Raw genomic sequence first — 16177 nt, 5'->3', positions numbered from 1 at the left:
ATGCTTTATGTGGTTCAGACAGCCCTGGAGCTGGGATTTATGTATGCCCTGGTGGCCATGGCCCTGTTTTTAAGCTACCGGATCCTGGATATCGCAGATATGACCACAGACAGTGGATTCGTTTTGGGAGCAGCCGTATCGGTGACCTGTGCGGCGGCCGGCCATCCGGTGCTGGCGGTTTTTGCAGCCATGGCGGCGGGAGCCTGCGCCGGTTATGTGACGGCGTTTTTGCAGACCAGGATGGGCGTACCGTCGATCCTGGCCGGGATCATCACCAATACGGGGCTCTACACCGTGAATCTTATGGTCATGGGCTGGAGCTCCAATGTGAGCCTCTTAAAGCAGGATACCATGTTCACCCTGTTCCGGGATCTGGGGATCGGAGGCGGATTTTATAAGATGATTCTGGCGGGCGGCATCACCATGTTTGCAGGAGCCGCCCTGGTATGGTTTCTGGGCACCCGGCTGGGCTTAAGCATCCGCGCCACCGGAGACAACCGGGACATGGTACGGGCGTCGTCGGTGAATCCAGTGTTTACCATTACTGTAGGACTTTGTATCTCCAACGCCTTAACGGCCCTTTCGGGAGCTGTGGTGGGACAGTACCAGAAGTCGGCGGATATCAACAGCGGAGCCGGGATCGTGGTCATCGGCCTGGCCTGCCTCATCATCGGAGAGACTGTACTGGGCCGCCGCTCCATGGGAAGAAACGTGGCGGCAGCTGTGACCGGGAGCATTCTGTACCGCTTCCTTTATGCCATGATCCTTAAGACCTCCATCGTTCCCATCGAGTGTCTGAAGCTGGTGACAGCGGTGGTGGTCGCCCTGGCCATTGCCTCCCCGTCCTTAAGAGAGTGGGCAGGACTTCAGAAAAAGAAAGCGGAAGCGAAGAAAAGGAGGGGGCAGTCATGCTAAAGCTGGACCATATCAAAAAGACCTTTAATCCGGGGACGGTCAACGAAAAGGCGGCCATCCGGGATCTGTCCCTCCACCTGGAGCCGGGGGATTTTGCCACGGTCATCGGCTCCAACGGCGCAGGCAAGTCCACCATGTTCGCAGCCATTGCCGGGAGCTTTATTACGGATTCCGGTTCCATCACCTTAAACGGGAAGGACATTACCTTTGCGCCCGAGTACCAGAGGAGCCGCGTCATCGGCCGTCTTTTCCAGGACCCCTTAAAGGGGACGGCTCCCCATATGACCATTGAGGAAAACCTGTCCCTGGCGTATCTGCGGGCGTCCAGAGGAAGCATCCCCTTCAGCCGGATCTCAAAAAAGGATAAAGAATTTTTCAGAGAGCAGCTTTCCATGCTGGACATGGGGCTGGAGGACCGGATGAAGCAGCCGGTGGGCCTTTTATCCGGCGGCCAGCGCCAGGCCCTGACCCTTCTTATGGCCACCATGGTGCCCCCGCTCTTACTGCTGTTGGATGAGCACACGGCGGCCCTGGATCCGGCCACGGCGGAAAAGGTGCTGGAGCTGACAAAAAAGATCGTGGCAAAAAATCACACCACCTGTCTGATGGTCACCCACAATATGCAGCAGGCCCTGACCATGGGAAACCGGACGCTGATGATGGACGATGGCCGGATCGTGTTCGATGTGAAGGGAGAGGAGCGGTCACGCATGACCGTGCCGGATCTTCTGGAGAAGTTCCGCATCGGAGCCGGGAAGGAGCTTGATAACGACCGTATCCTTTTGGCGGCGGAGGACTGATCCTGCCGGAATGCATTGGGATCCACAAAGGTCAGAAAAAAGGTTGACACCATATATGACACCACATATAATATAAGCAGGAGGTATAAGGAATGTCAAAATGGGATAAATTGATAACACGTATATGCAATTTATCGAAAGACCTCCGGTTTGATGAGCTGCGGAAGGTATTGGAAAGCTATGGATATGAAATGAATGCACCAAGAAGCGGAAGCAGCCATTATACCTTTAGGAAACAGGGCTGTACACCGATCACAATACCAAAGCATGAACCGATCAAGAAAGTATATGTGGAAATGGTAAGACAGATTGTGGAAAGTGAGGCGGAGAATGATGAAGACGCTGAATGATTATATGGCAATGTCCTATCGTATGGAAATTGTGGAAGATAAGGATGAAGGCGGATTTGTGGTTTCTTATCCGGATCTGCCTGGCTGTATTACTTGTGGAGAGACTGTGGAACGTGCGGTAGCAAATGCATTGGATGCGAAAAAAGCGTGGCTGGAGGCAGCATTGGAAGAAGGGGTGGAGATCCATGAGCCGGACAGTCTGGAAGATTATTCCGGACAGTTTAAATTGAGGATCCCAAGAAGCCTGCATCGGTCACTGGCAGAACATTCGCAGAGAGAAGGTGTCAGTATGAACCAGTATTGCGTATATCTTCTTTCCAGAAATGATGCGGTATTTTCAAAATAACGACCAAATCCTTTTGCAGGCGGAGGACTGATCCTGCCGGAATGCATTGGGATCCACATGTGGGTCTGCATTGGAGTCCACAAAACCCTTGCAATCTCCAGGAATATAAGATAAAATATTGTAAAGATCCAGATATGCATCTTCTTGTCCGCAGCAGGCGGGCAGGAAGCGCCGGGCGTCTGCCCGATGGAGATCCGACAGAAAAGCTCTTATGAAAGCAGGCGTTCAGCGCGCGTTCCTGGCCGGATCCCCGCTTGGGTGAACGGTGAGGAAATATTATATAAAAATGCAGAAAAGGGGTTGACAGGGAGTATGGAAAAGCGCAGCATTAAGCAAGCAAGCAAGCAAGCAAGCAAGCAAGCAAGCAGATGACACTGGGATCGGAGATCTGATCCCGGCGCTTTGTCATGGTCTCGGTCTGACGGAAAAATTGTATACAGAATATAAACAGGCACGTTTATTGCGTATATTTATGCAATAAGCGTGTCTTTTTATATAGAAAAATATAGGTATGGAGGAAAGGAGAGAGTATGAAAAGAAAGGAATTAAAACGCGCGGCAGCGGGGCTTATGGCAGTGGCCTTATGTATGGGACTTACGGCCTTCCCGGTATTTGCAGGCGGAACGGAGATCGGCCGTTCGGTCACAGTGGTGGAGGACGGCGGAAAAAGGACCGTCCTGGGGCTGGATGAAAAGGGAGAAGGCAGCGGCTGGAGCTATGGAGGAAACATGGTGCTGACCCTGGACGGCTTTACCGGAGAGCAGATCCGCTTAAACGGAGGCTCTCCCGATGGAAAGGATCTGTTCATTGAGCTGGTGGGAGACAATACGATCACAGGCACAGACAGTCTGTCGGGGGTACACTCTGACTATAACAGCTTTTATGATGAAAACAGGATTATTTTTACGGGAAGCGGGGATCTGGAGATCACAAACACGACCTCATCCCTGGGAAGTCCGGGAAAATATATTTTTGGACAGGACGGCGTCGTTACCCTGAATCATGGAGAGTTAAAAGGTCAGACGACTCTGGTGGTACAGAGCAATGCGACTGTGAACATCAATGAAAATACATCGGGAAGCTCCCTGCCCTCTTTGACGCTTACCATCAACGGCGGGATTGTGAACCTGTATAATAAGCAGCAGATCGGTCTGGCTTATGGGCTGGATCAGAATAAGGAGTTCGGCAACATATGCAGGATCACCGAGGACGGGCTTTTGACCGTTAAGACCGGCTTTTCCGGGGAAGCGCCGCTGCTCTGCGGCAGAGGAAATGAACCGCTTCCTGAGTTCTATGAGCATTTTTATGTGACTACTGTGGATGGAAGACCGACGCATATCCAGGATGAGGGCAGCTCCCCCAGCTGCGCCTTGGTGGATGAAAATGGAAATAAGCTTACCTCTGCCCATATCCGGGGCAACGGCTCCTATGTTTACAATGGCGAGGACGATTTCCAGGTTCCGGAGCCGGAAGACCCGGGAGACGGAGAGGAAGGCGGCAGCCAGGAAAAGCCGGGAACCGGAGAGGGCGGAACCGATCCGGAAAAGCCGGGAACCGGAGAGGGCGGAACTGATCCGGAGAAGCCGGGAACTGGCGAGGATGACAATGTGGTCACAGATTCCAACGGTCATAAGGCCACAGATTCCAACGCCCATTCTTCTTCCTCCGGAAGCGGCGGCGGATACGGTCCGGGAAAGGGATACGGCTACTATGCAGTAAGGAATGAGGCCGGTCCGGGCCAGCCGGTGGGGGATTCCCGCTGGAATGGCGGTCAGTGGAGGCAGGACGCCAACGGCTGGTGGTTTGCCGGGACCGACGGCAGCTATCCAAAGGCGGGCTGGGCACAGCTGGAGTGGAACGGACAGAAGCTCTGGTACCACTTTGACGCCAATGGGTATATGAGCACAGGCTGGATCCAGGATGATGGAAACTGGTACTACCTCCATGCAGAGGGCGACGGAAACCGCGGCTTCATGCACACAGGCTGGCAGGAGATCGGCGGTAAATGGTATTATTTCCATAAGGATACCGACGGGGCGGCCCTGCCGGTGGGAGCCATGCTGTCCAATACGGTAACGCCCGACGGCTATACGGTCGGAAGCGATGGGGCATGGATCTAAACAGATAAAAATACAGGAAACCGGCGCGGGGGCTGCGGCCTTTCGCGCCGGTTCCTGCTTACAGGTTTAGGTGGCGGAGCGGACGGGGCTGTGGTATACTTTTATCATGGAATAGATAAAAGGGAGGAATTGCCTATGACAGAACAGGAAATGAAAGCGCGTATGAAAAGAAGCAGGGAACTGATCGACTGGTCCAGGGAGGAATACCAGTCGGATCAGACCTTAAAAAAGCCCCAGCCGCCTCTGGTGAAGGCGCCCATGACGGAAAATACCATGGAGCTTCCGAAAAACTTCGGGGATCTGCCCATGGACAAGAGCTTTTTACGGATCCTCCACGACCGGAGGAGCAACCGGGTATTTACCGGCGGCTCCATGGATCTTCTGACCCTGTCCTTTCTTTTGTGGGCCCAGCAGGGGATCCGGGGCATCCGCGGGAACAATTATGCCACTCTGCGGACCGTGCCCAGCGCCGGTTCCAGGCATCCCTTTGAGTGCTATCCGCTGATCCTCAATGTGGAGGGCTTGGAGCCAGGGCTTTATCATTACCTTCCCATGGAGCACAGGCTGGAGTTTTTAAAGTCTGCGGACATAAAGGACGAGGCCTTTGCAGACCGGGTGGTCCAGTCGGTGAGCCGCCAGAAATGGGTCTTAAAGTCCAGTGTGATCTTTTATTACAGCATCGTGCCCTACCGCGGCGAATGGAGATACGCCTTTAATGCGCCCAGGGTCATGATGATCGACGCCGGCCATGTGACAGAAAACCTGTATCTGGCCTGCAGCGCCTTAGATCTGGGGACCTGTGCCATTGCGGCCATGGATTCTCCGGCGGCCTCAGAGATGTTCGGCCTGGACGGAAAGGAAGAATATATTTTCTACTGTGCGCCCGTTGGGACCGTGTCGGAGGAAAACGAGGCTGCGGAGCAGGCCTTTTATGCATTTTTAAAAGAAAAATAATGGAAAGCACGCAGATACGAAAGAAAAGATCCTGTAAAGGGTACACTCTGGTGGAGCTGATGGCCGTCATCGCCATTATGGCGGCGCTGGCGGCGGTCTCCGCCGGAATTTACTCCGGCTATGTGGAACGGGCCAGGGAGGCAGAGCTGTATGAAACGGCGGAGCAGATCAAAAATGCCCTGGCCATATGTGAGGCCCAGTATGGAGAAGCCGGAGGCTCGGACGCGTCGGTGTTCTGGAGCGAGGCATTTTTGGCGCCGCCCAATCATCGGGACAGCGTCCTGTATCCCTATGTGGGAGCAATGACAGAGGACTGTACCGGCTATTCCCTGAAGATAAAGCGGAATGGGGAAGGGCGGTATTTTATTGCTGGTTTTACGTATTCCACGGAAGAATATGAGGTCACATGGAAGAAAAATGATGGGATCACGGTGAAAAAACGGGGGAAATCTTAAAAATTCATTAAAAGAATATAAAATTCTCCTTGCTAAATGAAATGAATACGGGTATAATGTGGAAGATTTAGGCAAAAATAAGATTGAGGAGAAGCGACATGGAGAATCAAAAGAAAACCACCAATTCACTTGCCAGAAGAATGGGAATTTCTCTCATCTGCGGTCTTGCGGCCGGTCTTCTGCTGATGATGTTAAGAGAGAACCTGAACAGCTCCGGCCAGGAGGCCGTCTGGAAGACCATCAACAGTATCCTGTTCCAGGATATCACAGCCGCAGGCGCGGAAAAAGACCTGGGACTTTTTTATATCCTGGGCCAGCTGTTCATCCGCTCGCTGCAGCTTGTGATCGTACCTATGGTATTTACATCCATTACCCTTGCCATTGGCCAGATCTCTGATACGAGAGCCCTTGGAAGGATTTCCTTTAAGACCATCGGCGGATTCCTGGTATGCTCGGCAATGGCCCTGGTCCTGGCATGCGGAGCCGGATATATGATTTACAGCGCCGGCCTTTTTAACATCCAGGTGGATGGTCTGGAGGGACAGGCCGGATCCACCGGTGCCAATCCGTTAAATGTGATCTTAAGCGTGGTGCCGTCCAACGTTGCGGCGACCTTTTCCAGCAATACCTCTGTACTGGCCATTGTATTTCTGGCCGTAACCCTGGGACTGTGCATGAATGCCCTGGGAGAGGAAAGGACCTCTGTATTAAAGAAGCTGATCACAGAGATCAACGACATTGTCGTGGTATTTTTAAACTATGTGGTTACGAAGTTCGGTCCCATTGCCATTTTTGTCCTGCTGTCCAGGACCTTCGCCATCTATGGCATCCACCATCTGAAGCCGGCCATGACGTATGTGGTGGCAACGACCATCCTTTTGCTGGCCTTCCTGTTTGTGGGCTATCCGCTGTTTGTGGCAGCCAGCACCAGGTTAAATCCGTTTAAGTTTGCCAGCAAGATCTTAAAGGTGGCAGTTTTCGGCTTTTCCACTTCATCCAGTGCGGCTACCCTGCCTCTCAATGTGAAGACTACGGTGGAGGAGCTGGGCGTGGACGAAAAGATCGCCTCTTTCGTTCTCCCGCTGGGAATGACCATCAACATGAACGGTACGGCCATCATGCAGGTGGTTGCGACTCTGTTTATCGCCGGCTGCGCCGGATATGACGTGACCTTTGGCCAGCTTGTGGTGGTGGCTCTGCTGGTGCTGATCGCATCGGTGGGGACCCCGGCTGCACCGGGAGCGGGAGCCATCATCCTGTTCACGATCCTGTCCGGCCTGGGCTATGTAAATGACAGCGCGCTTCTGGCGTACAGCCTGATCTTAGCCATCAACCGGCCCATCGAAATGCTCTTAACAGCTTTAAACGTGGTGGGAGATTCTGCCGCCAGCATCTATGTTGCGAAATCGGAAGGGATGCTGGACGAAACGAAATATAATGCATAGATAGAAAAAGAAGGGCGCCGCCTGGTCACTGGTATGGGATCGGGCGGCATCCTTTTTTAAATTTATTTGTTTCTTGATATAATTTCAGTTATACTAATAGATATAAGAAGTGATGCCGTAATATTGGCGATGCAATAAGATGTATTCCAGCAGAGAAAATAGAGGAAAGGATGCATGATCATATGGAAGGAACTGGAATCAGGCAGCAGGTGGTTGATGAAATACGGAGCCTGGCCCAAAAATATGAAGTGAGAAAAGTGATTTTATTCGGTTCAAGGGCCCGGGGAGATTTCAGAGAAAAAAGTGATATAGATCTGGCAGTCGAGGGCGGCGATTTTATCCGGTTTTCCATTGATGTGAATGAAGATACATCAACGCTTTTGAAGTTTGATATAGTGGATCTGGATGAAAAGATCCAGGAGGAACTGATGGAATCGATTCAGAGAGAGGGAAGGGTGCTGTATGAAAAAATTTGATCATTTTAAATCAAATTTGAATGTGCTGGCGTTGGCGGATCAGGAGGATCTGACAAATGAGTTTATTATTGGCGGGATCATAGATAAATTTTTTATTCAGTTCGAGCTTGGCTGGAAGGTTCTGAAAGAGCTGCTGAGCTATGAGGGACAGGGCATTTCCGCCAGCGGCTCACCTAAAATGATATTAAAAACAGCATTTACTATATATGATTTTATCGACGAAAATGTCTGGCTGGAAATGCTGAGAGCGAGAAATGACATGACGCATATTTATGACGCATTGGCGGCCAGACGTTTAGTTGACGCAGTTTTGCAGCGGTATATCCCGGAGTTTCAAAAAATGAAAGAGGGGATCGAATCCTTTTATAAGGATGAAATAGATAATATGTAGAAAACGGCTGTCTATGCAGATAAAATCGTCTGCCGCGATTTTACCTGGAATTTACAAATCTATTACCAGAATACGGTTGACGGAGGGCCCAAAATCCTGTATGTTGGAGAGGTGACGAGAAGAAAGAAGAAAAGAAGAGATAAGAGGAGAAAAGAATTGACGTATAAGGACATCCGGGAGAACAGAGAGGTTCTCGCATATTTGAAAAAAGGAAACGATAATCTTGGGACCATGGGCTTTACGGACCATTCCGGAGCCCACTGCGCCATGGTGGCGGAGCGGGCGGCCATGATCCTTGAAAAATTTGGATTCAGCGAGCATGACCGGGAGGTGGCGAAGATTGCCGGCTTCATGCACGATATGGGAAACGCCATCAACCGGCACCGCCATGCAGAATACGGCGCGCTTCTGGCTGAGCAGATCTTATCCAGAACAGACCTGCCCCTGGAGGACCGGGTTACGGTGGTGTCCGCCATTGGAAATCATGACGAATCCACCGGAGGGGCCGTGGACGCCATTTCGGCGGCTCTGATCATTGCGGATAAGACCGACGTAAGAAGAAACCGTGTAAGGAATAAGGACAAGGCCAGCTTTGATATCCATGACCGGGTCAATTATGCGGTCACTGAGGCAAGCCTTACGGTGTGCCCGGAGAAAAATCTGGTGACACTGGACCTGCAGATCGACGAAAATATCTGCTCCATGCTGGAGTATTTCGAGATCTTCTTAGAGAGGATGCTCATGTGCCGCAGAGCTTCGGAGATGCTGGGAGCCAAGTTTAAGATGACGGCCAACGGAAGCAAGATCGTTTAAGGCGGAAGGCCCGCCGGAAAATGACGGCTGAAAACAGGAGGAATATGGAGTTTTATTTTGCCCCCATGGAGGGGATCACCAGTTATACATACAGAAATCTGCATCATAGGTTCTTCGGCGGGGTGGAAAAGTATTACACCCCGTTTTTGTCGCCCAGTGCGGAAAACGGCCTGAGCACAAGGGAGTTAAAGGACGTGCTGCCGGAAAATAACGGGGAGATCCGTCCGGTGCCCCAGCTTCTGGTCAATCATCCGGAGGGCTTCCTGAAGGGAGCCAGGCTTTTGCGGGACCTGGGGTACCGGGAGATCAATCTGAATCTGGGCTGTCCGTCGGGAACTGTGACGGCCAAGAAGAAGGGCTCGGGGCTTTTGATGTATCCGGAGGAGCTGGACGCGCTTTTAGACAGGATCTTTTCGGATCCCATGGTGACGGGCGGGGAGATCCTGGTGTCTGTAAAGACCAGGATCGGAAAAAATTCCCCGGAGGAATGGTCGCAGCTCATGGAGATCTATAACCAGTATCCCATTTATGAGCTGACCATCCACCCCAGGATCCAGAAGGACTTTTATAAGAACCACCCGGATCTGGAGGTGTTTTCCAGCGCTCTGGAGGCCAGTAAAAATCCAGTGGTATATAACGGGGATATTTTTACCGCGGCAGATTACAGACGGTTCCGGGAGCAGTTTCCGGCGGTGGAACGGATCATGCTGGGCCGGGGGCTCATTATGGATCCGGAGCTGGGAGAGAAGCTTTTAAAAATAGAAGCGGAGGAAACCGGTATGGACAGAGTCTGTAAAGAGACGGAGGACGGCCCGGATCTGGTCCGCTTAAGGCAGTTCCATGACGCTCTTTTTGAGGCCTACGGGGAGCTGATGAGCGGGGACAGGAACGTGCTGTTCCGCATGAAGGAGCTGTGGGCCCATATGATCGTCCAGTTTCCCGACAGCCCGAAGCTGGAAAAGAGGATCAAGAAATCCACACACCTTTCTGAATATACGGAGGCGGTGAATGAGCTTTTTAAGGAGGCAGGTCATGGACTATAAGGAACAAATGAAACAGGCCAATGAAAACAATGCGTTTATGATCCATAACGGCGTCCGGGCCGTGGAGCTTTCAGAGACGGCGGCGCGGGTGGAGATGGATCCGGAAAAGACATCCCTGAATTCCATGGGCGGCATCCATGCGGGACTGATGTTTCTGATGGCGGAGGCGGCTGCGGGGCTTCTGGTGAGAAACGACGGAAGAACGTGTGTGACCATCGATTCCTCCTTCCGGTTCCTGCGCTCTGCCGGTCTGTCAGAGCCTTTGTATGCGGAGGCCAGGGTCATAAAAAGGGGACGGACCGTGTCCTTCTGCCATTCCGGCGTTTATGGAAGGGATTCCGGGAAGCTGTTTGCAGAGGGGGATTTTACGTTCTTCTGCCAGGAATAAGGAGGATGCTCCCGCCGTTCCCGCCGGACCGCGTGTTTTCCTGCGCGCCATGGGGAGGCTGTGAAGAGACCGGGGGGCCAGAACGGGGTCCCGGTTGACATCCGGGAGAAAGCGTGCTAGAATGGGCGGTAACTGACAGGAAGGGGTGAAAGGATGAGAAAATAATCTGCTTTTGATGACATGAAACCTTTAAATGGTATGGGCCGCAGGCTCCATACGTTTTTTTCATGCCGCCAGAAGTGGATTATGTTCTCATAACCCCTTTTTTTCGTGCGTAAATTTACAGATCAATGGCGGGTTGTGGTGCATAATGGAACTGTCTGGCAGCGGGCGGTTCCTTTTTTATGCCTGGAAATGGGATCCGGGCCGTAAGGAGGACCGCAAAAAGGAGGGATTTATATGGCACAGATCCGGGTAAAAGACCTTACATTCTGCTACGACGGAGGCATTGACAATATTTTTGAGGATGTTTCCTTTTCCATTGATACGGACTGGAGACTGGGATTCATCGGAAGGAACGGAAAGGGAAAGACCACGTTTTTAAATCTGCTGCTGGGAAAATACCGATACCAGGGCACCATTGACGCGCCCTCCGGGTTCCGCTATTTTCCCTATCTGGTCACAGAACGCCAGATGGGGATGGAGGCCTGGGAGTTTATAGATGAGCTGGAGGAGGGCTGTGAGCTCTGGCAGGCAGCCCGTGAGCTGGCAGACCTGGGGGAAACGGACGAGATCCTTTACCGGCCCTTCGGCAGCTTAAGTCCGGGAGAACGGACGAAGATCCTTCTGGCTGTCCTGTTTGCCGGGAACGGAGGTTTTTTTCTCATTGACGAGCCCACCAGCCATCTGGACCTGGAGGCCAGGGAAGCGGTACAGACGTACCTGGCGTCAAAAAAGGGCTTTATCCTGGTGTCCCACGACCGGGAGCTTCTGGACGCCTGTACGGATCACTGCCTGGTGCTGAACCGGAGGACCATTGAGGTGATGACCGGGAGCTTTTCTGTCTGGTGGGAAAATAAGACCCGAAAGGACCAGTTTGCCGCATCGGAAAACGAAAAGCACCTGAAGGAGATCCGGAAGCTTAAAGAGGCCTCGGCCCGGGCCGCCGGATGGGCAGATAAGAACGAGCGCACCAAGATCGGCTACGATCCCATCAAGGAGCATGACCGGGGGAATGGATCGCGCAGCTACATCGGAGCTAAAACGAAGAAGATGCAGAGCCGTGTAAAGCAGATGGAAAAACGGATCGGCCGGGAGATCCGGGAGAAGGAGGGACTGCTGAAGGATCTGGAGGTCCCCGCAGATCTGAAGCTCACAAAGCTGTCCCACCACAAGTCGGTGCTTGTGGAGGCCAGGGATTACAGCATACGGTACAGAGACGCCGGGAGGCCGGTTTTTGAGGGGCTGGGCTTTTCCATAGAAAAAGGAGACCGGGCGGCTCTCAGCGGAAGAAACGGCTGTGGAAAATCGACTCTGATCCGGGCGATCCTGGGGAAAAATGGCCAGGGAAGCGGGCTTCTGGATGTGGAGGAGGCCGGCGTCTGCCGGACGGCGGCGGGACTTGTGATCTCCTATATGGGACAGGAGGCCTCAGGCCTTAAGGGGTCCGTCCGGGACCTTTGTCGGGAACGGGGCCTGGACGAAAGCCTGTTTCTGGCGGTCCTGCGCCAGCTGGACTTTGAACGCACCCAGTTCCTTAAAAACATAGAGGATTATTCCGAGGGGCAGAAAAAGAAGGTCCTTCTGGCAGCCAGCCTGGCAACGCCGGCCCATCTTTATATATGGGACGAGCCTCTCAATTATATCGATGTGTTTTCCAGGATGCAGATCGAAACGCTTCTGCTGGAATACCAGCCCACCATGCTGTTTGTGGAGCATGACGCAGGCTTCTGCCGGAGGATCGCAACGAAGACCATCCGGCTCGACGGCTAGATCCCGGTGCATATGGGGCCTCTGCTGTTTCATATACTGATACGACGAAGGCCCTGGGGGCTTTTTCATGGACAAGAGACTGAAAAAAATGACGGCCATATTTTTCCTGGCGGCTGCGGCTGATCTTTTCCTGGCGGCTGTACTCCTGGCTTCCCTGGCCCGGCAGAGGGCGGAAGGGGCCGCAGCCCCGGGCACGGGACGGGTGGTGGAGGACGGCGGCTGGGACGGGCTGGGAACGGAGGAGGCCGGAGCCGTGGCCCTGACCTTTGACGACGGTCCCAATGCCCGATATACGGAGGCTCTTCTGGACGGCCTTAAGGAGCGGGAGGTCCGGGCATCGTTTTTCCTGGTGGGCCAGTGCATCGAAGGGAACGAGGATACTGTAAGACGGATGGCAGAGGAGGGCCATCTCATCGGCGTCCACTGTATGGAGCACAGGGATCTGACCCGGGAATCGGAGGAAGAGGCAGTACGGCAGCTCATGGACACCGCCGCCATGATCGGAGCCGTCACAGGGAGGATGCCGGAGTATATACGGCCGCCCTTTGGTAAATGGAGCAGCGGACTCCAGGAGGCGGTTCCCATGGAGACGGTGCTCTGGAGTGTGGATTCGCTGGACTGGAAGCTCCAGGATACAGACCGGATCGTGCAAAGGGTCTTAAAGGATACGGAGGACGGGGATATCATCCTGATGCACGATGAATTCCAGACGTCTGTGGAGGCGGCCATGGAGATCATTGACAACCTTCTGGCAAAGGGCTATACTTTTGTTACGGTAGACGAATTAACCATAGATTAAGAGGAAGACCATGGATTTATTTGATTACATGCGGACAAATACAATGGAAAAGGAGGCGCCCCTGGCTTCACGGATGCGGCCGGCGACCCTGGATGAGGTGGTGGGACAGCAGCATATAATAGGAAAGGATAAGCTGCTGTACCGGGCCATCAAGGCTGACAAACTGGGGTCCGTGATCTTTTACGGTCCTCCGGGAACGGGAAAGACCACCCTGGCAAAGGTGATCGCCAATACCACCAGCTCCCGGTTCTGCCAGATCAACGCCACAGTGGCCGGAAAAAAGGATATGGAGGACATTGTAAAGGAGGCCAAGGATGCCCTGGGCATGTATGGGAAAAAGACCATCCTGTTTGTGGATGAGATCCACCGGTTCAATAAGAGCCAGCAGGATTACCTCCTTCCCTTTGTGGAGGATGGTACGGTGACTCTCATCGGAGCCACCACGGAAAATCCCTATTTTGAGGTCAATAACGCCCTTCTTTCCAGATCCCGGATCTTTGAACTGAAGCCCCTGGAAAAGCAGGATATCAGAGAACTGGTGCTCCGGGCCGTTTATGATGAGAAAAAGGGCATGGGCGCATATGGGGCGGATATCACCGAGGATGCGGCAGATTTCCTGGCGGATGTGGCCAACGGGGATGCCCGGGCGGCCTTAAACGCTGTGGAGTTGGGGATTCTTACCACGAAGCAGTCGGAGGACGGAAAGGTCCATATCACGCTTCCTGTGGCAGCCGAGTGTATCCAGAAGCGGGCCGTCCGGTATGACAAGGACGGGGACAATCATTACGATACGGTCTCCGCCTTCATAAAGAGCATGCGGGGCTCGGATCCGGACGCGGCCCTTTATTACCTGGCCCGGATGCTGTATGCCGGTGAGGATGTAAAATTCATCGCCAGACGGATCATCATCTGTGCCGCCGAGGATGTGGGGAATGCCGATCCCAACGCCCTTACGGTGGCGGTGAGCGCCGCCCAGGCGGTGGAGCGGATCGGTCTGCCCGAGGGCCAGATCCCCCTGGCCCAGGCGGTGGCCTATGTGGCGACGGCTCCCAAGAGCAACGCGGCCTGCCTGGGGATCTTTAAGGCCATGGAGGCGGTGCGGTCGGAAAAAACGCCTCCGGTGCCCGCCCATCTTCAGGATAAGCATTATAAGGGCGCAGAGAAGCTGGGCCATGGCCTGGGATATAAGTACGCCCACGATTATCCCAGACATTATGTGAAGCAGCAGTATCTTCCCGACGGCATGGAAGACTGTGTGTTTTATGAGCCCACAGAAAACGGGTTTGAAAAGCAGATCCGGGAGCATATGGAATGGCTGAAGGGGGAGGGGAAGGACTGACGGTCCTTCCCCCGGGGCCTGGATCCGGAAGAAAACGTAAATTTTTCTTTTCAAGATAGGAAGTTTGAGTTATAATAAAAGCATATCCAGAGCCGGAGGGCATCGCCGGACGGCTGTTATACTTATCTGTCGAATATCTGAAATATCTTGTGAATCCCCAATGATAAACAGCAGAAACAGAAATTAAGGAGAGAATTTATGCGTGAAAAATTAGCAACACTGCCTTTGTCACAGCTTCGCGAGCTGGCAAAGAGTCAGGGAATTAAATACGTGAGCGGACTGAGAAAGTCTGAGCTGGTGGACAGGCTGTGCGAGGTGGCAGAAAAGGAAAAAGACGATAAAACAGAGAGCGCGGCTTCCGGCGTCCAGGAACGGACAGCAGGAGACCGCCCGGAGGGAAATGACCGTCCAGCCCGCGTTTATGGAGAACGCCAGGAATCCAAGGGGGATCCAAGAAGCGAGCTCCAGGACCTGGACAGCGGCATTGAGGCATACGGGATCCTGGAGGTGATGCCCGATGGATTCGGTTTTATCCGCTGTGAGAATTTCCTTCCCGGGGAAAACGACGTTTACGTGGCACCCTCCCAGATCCGGCGTTTTAATATGAAGACCGGAGATATGGTACGGGGAAGCAGGCGGGTAAAGACGGCTACGGAAAAATTTGCGGCCCTTCTTTATGTGACCTCCATCAACGGATATCCCACCTATGTGGTGGAGCGCCGTCCAAACTTTGAGGATCTGACACCCATCTTCCCCAACCGGCGGCTGAGCCTGGAGGTGAAGAACGGAAGAAATACTACGGCCATGCGGGTCATGGACCTTCTGGCCCCCATCGGAAAGGGGCAGAGAGGCATGATCGTATCCCCGCCAAAAGCCGGTAAGACCACTCTTTTAAAGCAGGTGGCAAAGGCCGTGACCACCAACCACCCGGATATGCATCTGATCATCCTTCTGATCGACGAGCGTCCCGAGGAAGTTACGGATATTAAGGAATCGGTCATCGGCCCCAATGTGGAGGTGATCTATTCCACCTTTGACGAGCTGCCGGAGCGTCATAAAAGGGTTTCCGAAATGGTCATTGAGCGGGCCAAGCGCCTGGTGGAGCATGGCCGGGATGTGATGATCCTGTTAGACAGCATGACCCGCCTTGCCAGGGCCTATAACCTGGTGGTCCCGCCCAGCGGAAGGACGCTTTCCGGCGGTCTGGATCCGGCGGCTCTCCATATGCCCAAGCGGTTCTTCGGAGCGGCCAGGAATATGAGAGAGGGCGGAAGCCTGACGATCCTTGCCACAGCCCTGGTGGATACAGGAAGCCGTATGGACGATGTGATCTACGAGGAATTCAAGGGAACCGGAAATATGGAGCTGGTCCTGGATCGGAAGCTTTCCGAAAAGCGGATCTTCCCGGCCATCGATATCTTAAAATCCGGCACCCGCCGGGACGACCTTCTGCTGACGCCAGAGGAGGCGGAGGCTGTGGATTCCATCCGCAAGGCCACCAGCTCCATGAAGGCCGATGAGGCGGTGGAGAAGATCCTGGATCAGTTCGCCCGGACCAAGTCCAACCGGGAGTTCGTGGACGTCATAAAGAAAATCAGACTTTTTTAATTG

17 protein-coding genes are annotated in these 16177 nt (G+C 53.4%); all 17 read left to right on the top strand.

Annotated features, from left to right (window positions below; all coding sequences use genetic code 11):
- The 17 genes from ACI6NM_RS07340 (at position 1) to rho (ending at position 16174) form a co-directional block, all read left to right on the top strand.
- On the top strand, positions 1–915 hold the full coding sequence (locus ACI6NM_RS07340) for an ABC transporter permease (protein ID WP_262426760.1): 915 nt from the start codon (positions 1–3) through the stop codon (positions 913–915).
- The gene (locus ACI6NM_RS07335; protein WP_262426759.1) at positions 909–1715 is read left to right on the top strand and encodes an ABC transporter ATP-binding protein; all 807 of its coding nucleotides are present in this window, start codon (positions 909–911) and stop codon (positions 1713–1715) included. Before ACI6NM_RS07340 ends, ACI6NM_RS07335 begins: the two co-directional genes overlap by 7 nt.
- A 92-nt stretch (positions 1716–1807) precedes the next feature.
- On the top strand, positions 1808–2065 hold the full coding sequence (locus tag ACI6NM_RS07330) for a type II toxin-antitoxin system HicA family toxin (RefSeq protein WP_215655108.1): 258 nt from the start codon (positions 1808–1810) through the stop codon (positions 2063–2065).
- Positions 2049–2411 (top strand): type II toxin-antitoxin system HicB family antitoxin, encoded by a 363-nt coding sequence (locus tag ACI6NM_RS07325; protein WP_262426839.1) that lies wholly within the window; start codon positions 2049–2051, stop codon positions 2409–2411. The genes ACI6NM_RS07330 and ACI6NM_RS07325 overlap by 17 nt, the downstream gene beginning before the upstream one ends.
- 530 nt (positions 2412–2941) lie before the next feature.
- Positions 2942–4531, top strand: a complete 1590-nt coding sequence (locus tag ACI6NM_RS07320; RefSeq protein ID WP_262426757.1) for a hypothetical protein — start codon at positions 2942–2944, stop codon at positions 4529–4531.
- Positions 4532–4666: 135 nt separating this feature from the next.
- Positions 4667–5485 (top strand): SagB/ThcOx family dehydrogenase, encoded by an 819-nt coding sequence (locus ACI6NM_RS07315; RefSeq protein ID WP_262426756.1) that lies wholly within the window; start codon positions 4667–4669, stop codon positions 5483–5485.
- Positions 5485–5940, top strand: a complete 456-nt coding sequence (locus tag ACI6NM_RS07310) for a type II secretion system protein (RefSeq protein WP_022274472.1) — start codon at positions 5485–5487, stop codon at positions 5938–5940. Before ACI6NM_RS07315 ends, ACI6NM_RS07310 begins: the two co-directional genes overlap by 1 nt.
- A gap of 98 nt (positions 5941–6038) precedes the next feature.
- Entirely contained in the window at positions 6039–7385 is a 1347-nt protein-coding gene (locus ACI6NM_RS07305; RefSeq protein ID WP_262426755.1) for a dicarboxylate/amino acid:cation symporter, read from the top strand.
- 182 nt (positions 7386–7567) lie between these two features.
- Positions 7568–7861 (top strand): nucleotidyltransferase family protein, encoded by a 294-nt coding sequence (locus ACI6NM_RS07300; protein WP_022274474.1) that lies wholly within the window; start codon positions 7568–7570, stop codon positions 7859–7861.
- Positions 7848–8252 carry an HI0074 family nucleotidyltransferase substrate-binding subunit gene (locus ACI6NM_RS07295; RefSeq protein WP_262426754.1) on the top strand — a complete coding sequence of 135 codons (405 nt, stop codon included), beginning with the start codon at positions 7848–7850 and terminating at the stop codon, positions 8250–8252. The genes ACI6NM_RS07300 and ACI6NM_RS07295 overlap by 14 nt, the downstream gene beginning before the upstream one ends.
- A 156-nt stretch (positions 8253–8408) precedes the next feature.
- The gene (locus tag ACI6NM_RS07290) at positions 8409–9065 is read left to right on the top strand and encodes an HD domain-containing protein (RefSeq protein ID WP_262426753.1); all 657 of its coding nucleotides are present in this window, start codon (positions 8409–8411) and stop codon (positions 9063–9065) included.
- 44 nt (positions 9066–9109) lie between these two features.
- On the top strand, positions 9110–10108 hold the full coding sequence (locus tag ACI6NM_RS07285; protein WP_262426752.1) for a tRNA dihydrouridine synthase: 999 nt from the start codon (positions 9110–9112) through the stop codon (positions 10106–10108).
- The gene (locus ACI6NM_RS07280; protein ID WP_262426751.1) at positions 10098–10496 is read left to right on the top strand and encodes a PaaI family thioesterase; all 399 of its coding nucleotides are present in this window, start codon (positions 10098–10100) and stop codon (positions 10494–10496) included. The genes ACI6NM_RS07285 and ACI6NM_RS07280 overlap by 11 nt, the downstream gene beginning before the upstream one ends.
- A gap of 399 nt (positions 10497–10895) precedes the next feature.
- The gene (gene abc-f / locus ACI6NM_RS07275) at positions 10896–12428 is read left to right on the top strand and encodes a ribosomal protection-like ABC-F family protein (protein WP_262426750.1); all 1533 of its coding nucleotides are present in this window, start codon (positions 10896–10898) and stop codon (positions 12426–12428) included.
- Positions 12429–12495: 67 nt separating this feature from the next.
- A complete protein-coding gene (locus ACI6NM_RS07270; protein ID WP_262426749.1) occupies positions 12496–13227 on the top strand; it encodes a polysaccharide deacetylase family protein in 732 nt (243 codons plus the stop codon).
- A gap of 10 nt (positions 13228–13237) precedes the next feature.
- Entirely contained in the window at positions 13238–14566 is a 1329-nt protein-coding gene (locus ACI6NM_RS07265; protein WP_022274481.1) for an AAA family ATPase, read from the top strand.
- A 198-nt stretch (positions 14567–14764) separates the two neighbouring features.
- Entirely contained in the window at positions 14765–16174 is a 1410-nt protein-coding gene (gene rho / locus ACI6NM_RS07260) for a transcription termination factor Rho (RefSeq protein WP_022274482.1), read from the top strand.
- The last annotated feature ends 3 nt before the right edge of the window (positions 16175–16177 follow it).

Origin of the sequence: Pilosibacter sp. YYHA0881 (genome assembly GCF_051602715.1) — a bacterium.
Taxonomy (GTDB): Bacteria; Bacillota; Clostridia; order Lachnospirales; family Lachnospiraceae; genus Alitiscatomonas; species Alitiscatomonas aceti.
Note: the sequence above shows the minus strand (reverse complement) of the source record. Positions and strands in the feature narration are given on the sequence as shown.

Excerpts from the sequence above, each read along its gene's own strand:
- ACI6NM_RS07300 (WP_022274474.1), top strand. The coding sequence starts at position 7,568 with ATGGAAGGAACTGGAATCAGGCAGCAGGTGGTTGATGAAATACGGAGC.
- ACI6NM_RS07330 (WP_215655108.1), top strand. The coding sequence starts at position 1,808 with ATGTCAAAATGGGATAAATTGATAACACGTATATGCAATTTATCGAAA.
- ACI6NM_RS07285 (WP_262426752.1), top strand. The coding sequence starts at position 9,110 with ATGGAGTTTTATTTTGCCCCCATGGAGGGGATCACCAGTTATACATAC.
- ACI6NM_RS07335 (WP_262426759.1), top strand. The coding sequence starts at position 909 with ATGCTAAAGCTGGACCATATCAAAAAGACCTTTAATCCGGGGACGGTC.
- ACI6NM_RS07325 (WP_262426839.1), top strand. The coding sequence starts at position 2,049 with ATGAAGACGCTGAATGATTATATGGCAATGTCCTATCGTATGGAAATT.
- ACI6NM_RS07320 (WP_262426757.1), top strand. The coding sequence starts at position 2,942 with ATGAAAAGAAAGGAATTAAAACGCGCGGCAGCGGGGCTTATGGCAGTG.
- ACI6NM_RS07270 (WP_262426749.1), top strand. The coding sequence starts at position 12,496 with ATGGACAAGAGACTGAAAAAAATGACGGCCATATTTTTCCTGGCGGCT.
- rho (WP_022274482.1), top strand. The coding sequence starts at position 14,765 with ATGCGTGAAAAATTAGCAACACTGCCTTTGTCACAGCTTCGCGAGCTG.
- ACI6NM_RS07315 (WP_262426756.1), top strand. The coding sequence starts at position 4,667 with ATGACAGAACAGGAAATGAAAGCGCGTATGAAAAGAAGCAGGGAACTG.
- ACI6NM_RS07340 (WP_262426760.1), top strand. The coding sequence starts at position 1 with ATGCTTTATGTGGTTCAGACAGCCCTGGAGCTGGGATTTATGTATGCC.
- ACI6NM_RS07305 (WP_262426755.1), top strand. The coding sequence starts at position 6,039 with ATGGAGAATCAAAAGAAAACCACCAATTCACTTGCCAGAAGAATGGGA.
- abc-f (WP_262426750.1), top strand. The coding sequence starts at position 10,896 with ATGGCACAGATCCGGGTAAAAGACCTTACATTCTGCTACGACGGAGGC.
- ACI6NM_RS07295 (WP_262426754.1), top strand. The coding sequence starts at position 7,848 with ATGAAAAAATTTGATCATTTTAAATCAAATTTGAATGTGCTGGCGTTG.
- ACI6NM_RS07310 (WP_022274472.1), top strand. The coding sequence starts at position 5,485 with ATGGAAAGCACGCAGATACGAAAGAAAAGATCCTGTAAAGGGTACACT.
- ACI6NM_RS07280 (WP_262426751.1), top strand. The coding sequence starts at position 10,098 with ATGGACTATAAGGAACAAATGAAACAGGCCAATGAAAACAATGCGTTT.
- ACI6NM_RS07265 (WP_022274481.1), top strand. The coding sequence starts at position 13,238 with ATGGATTTATTTGATTACATGCGGACAAATACAATGGAAAAGGAGGCG.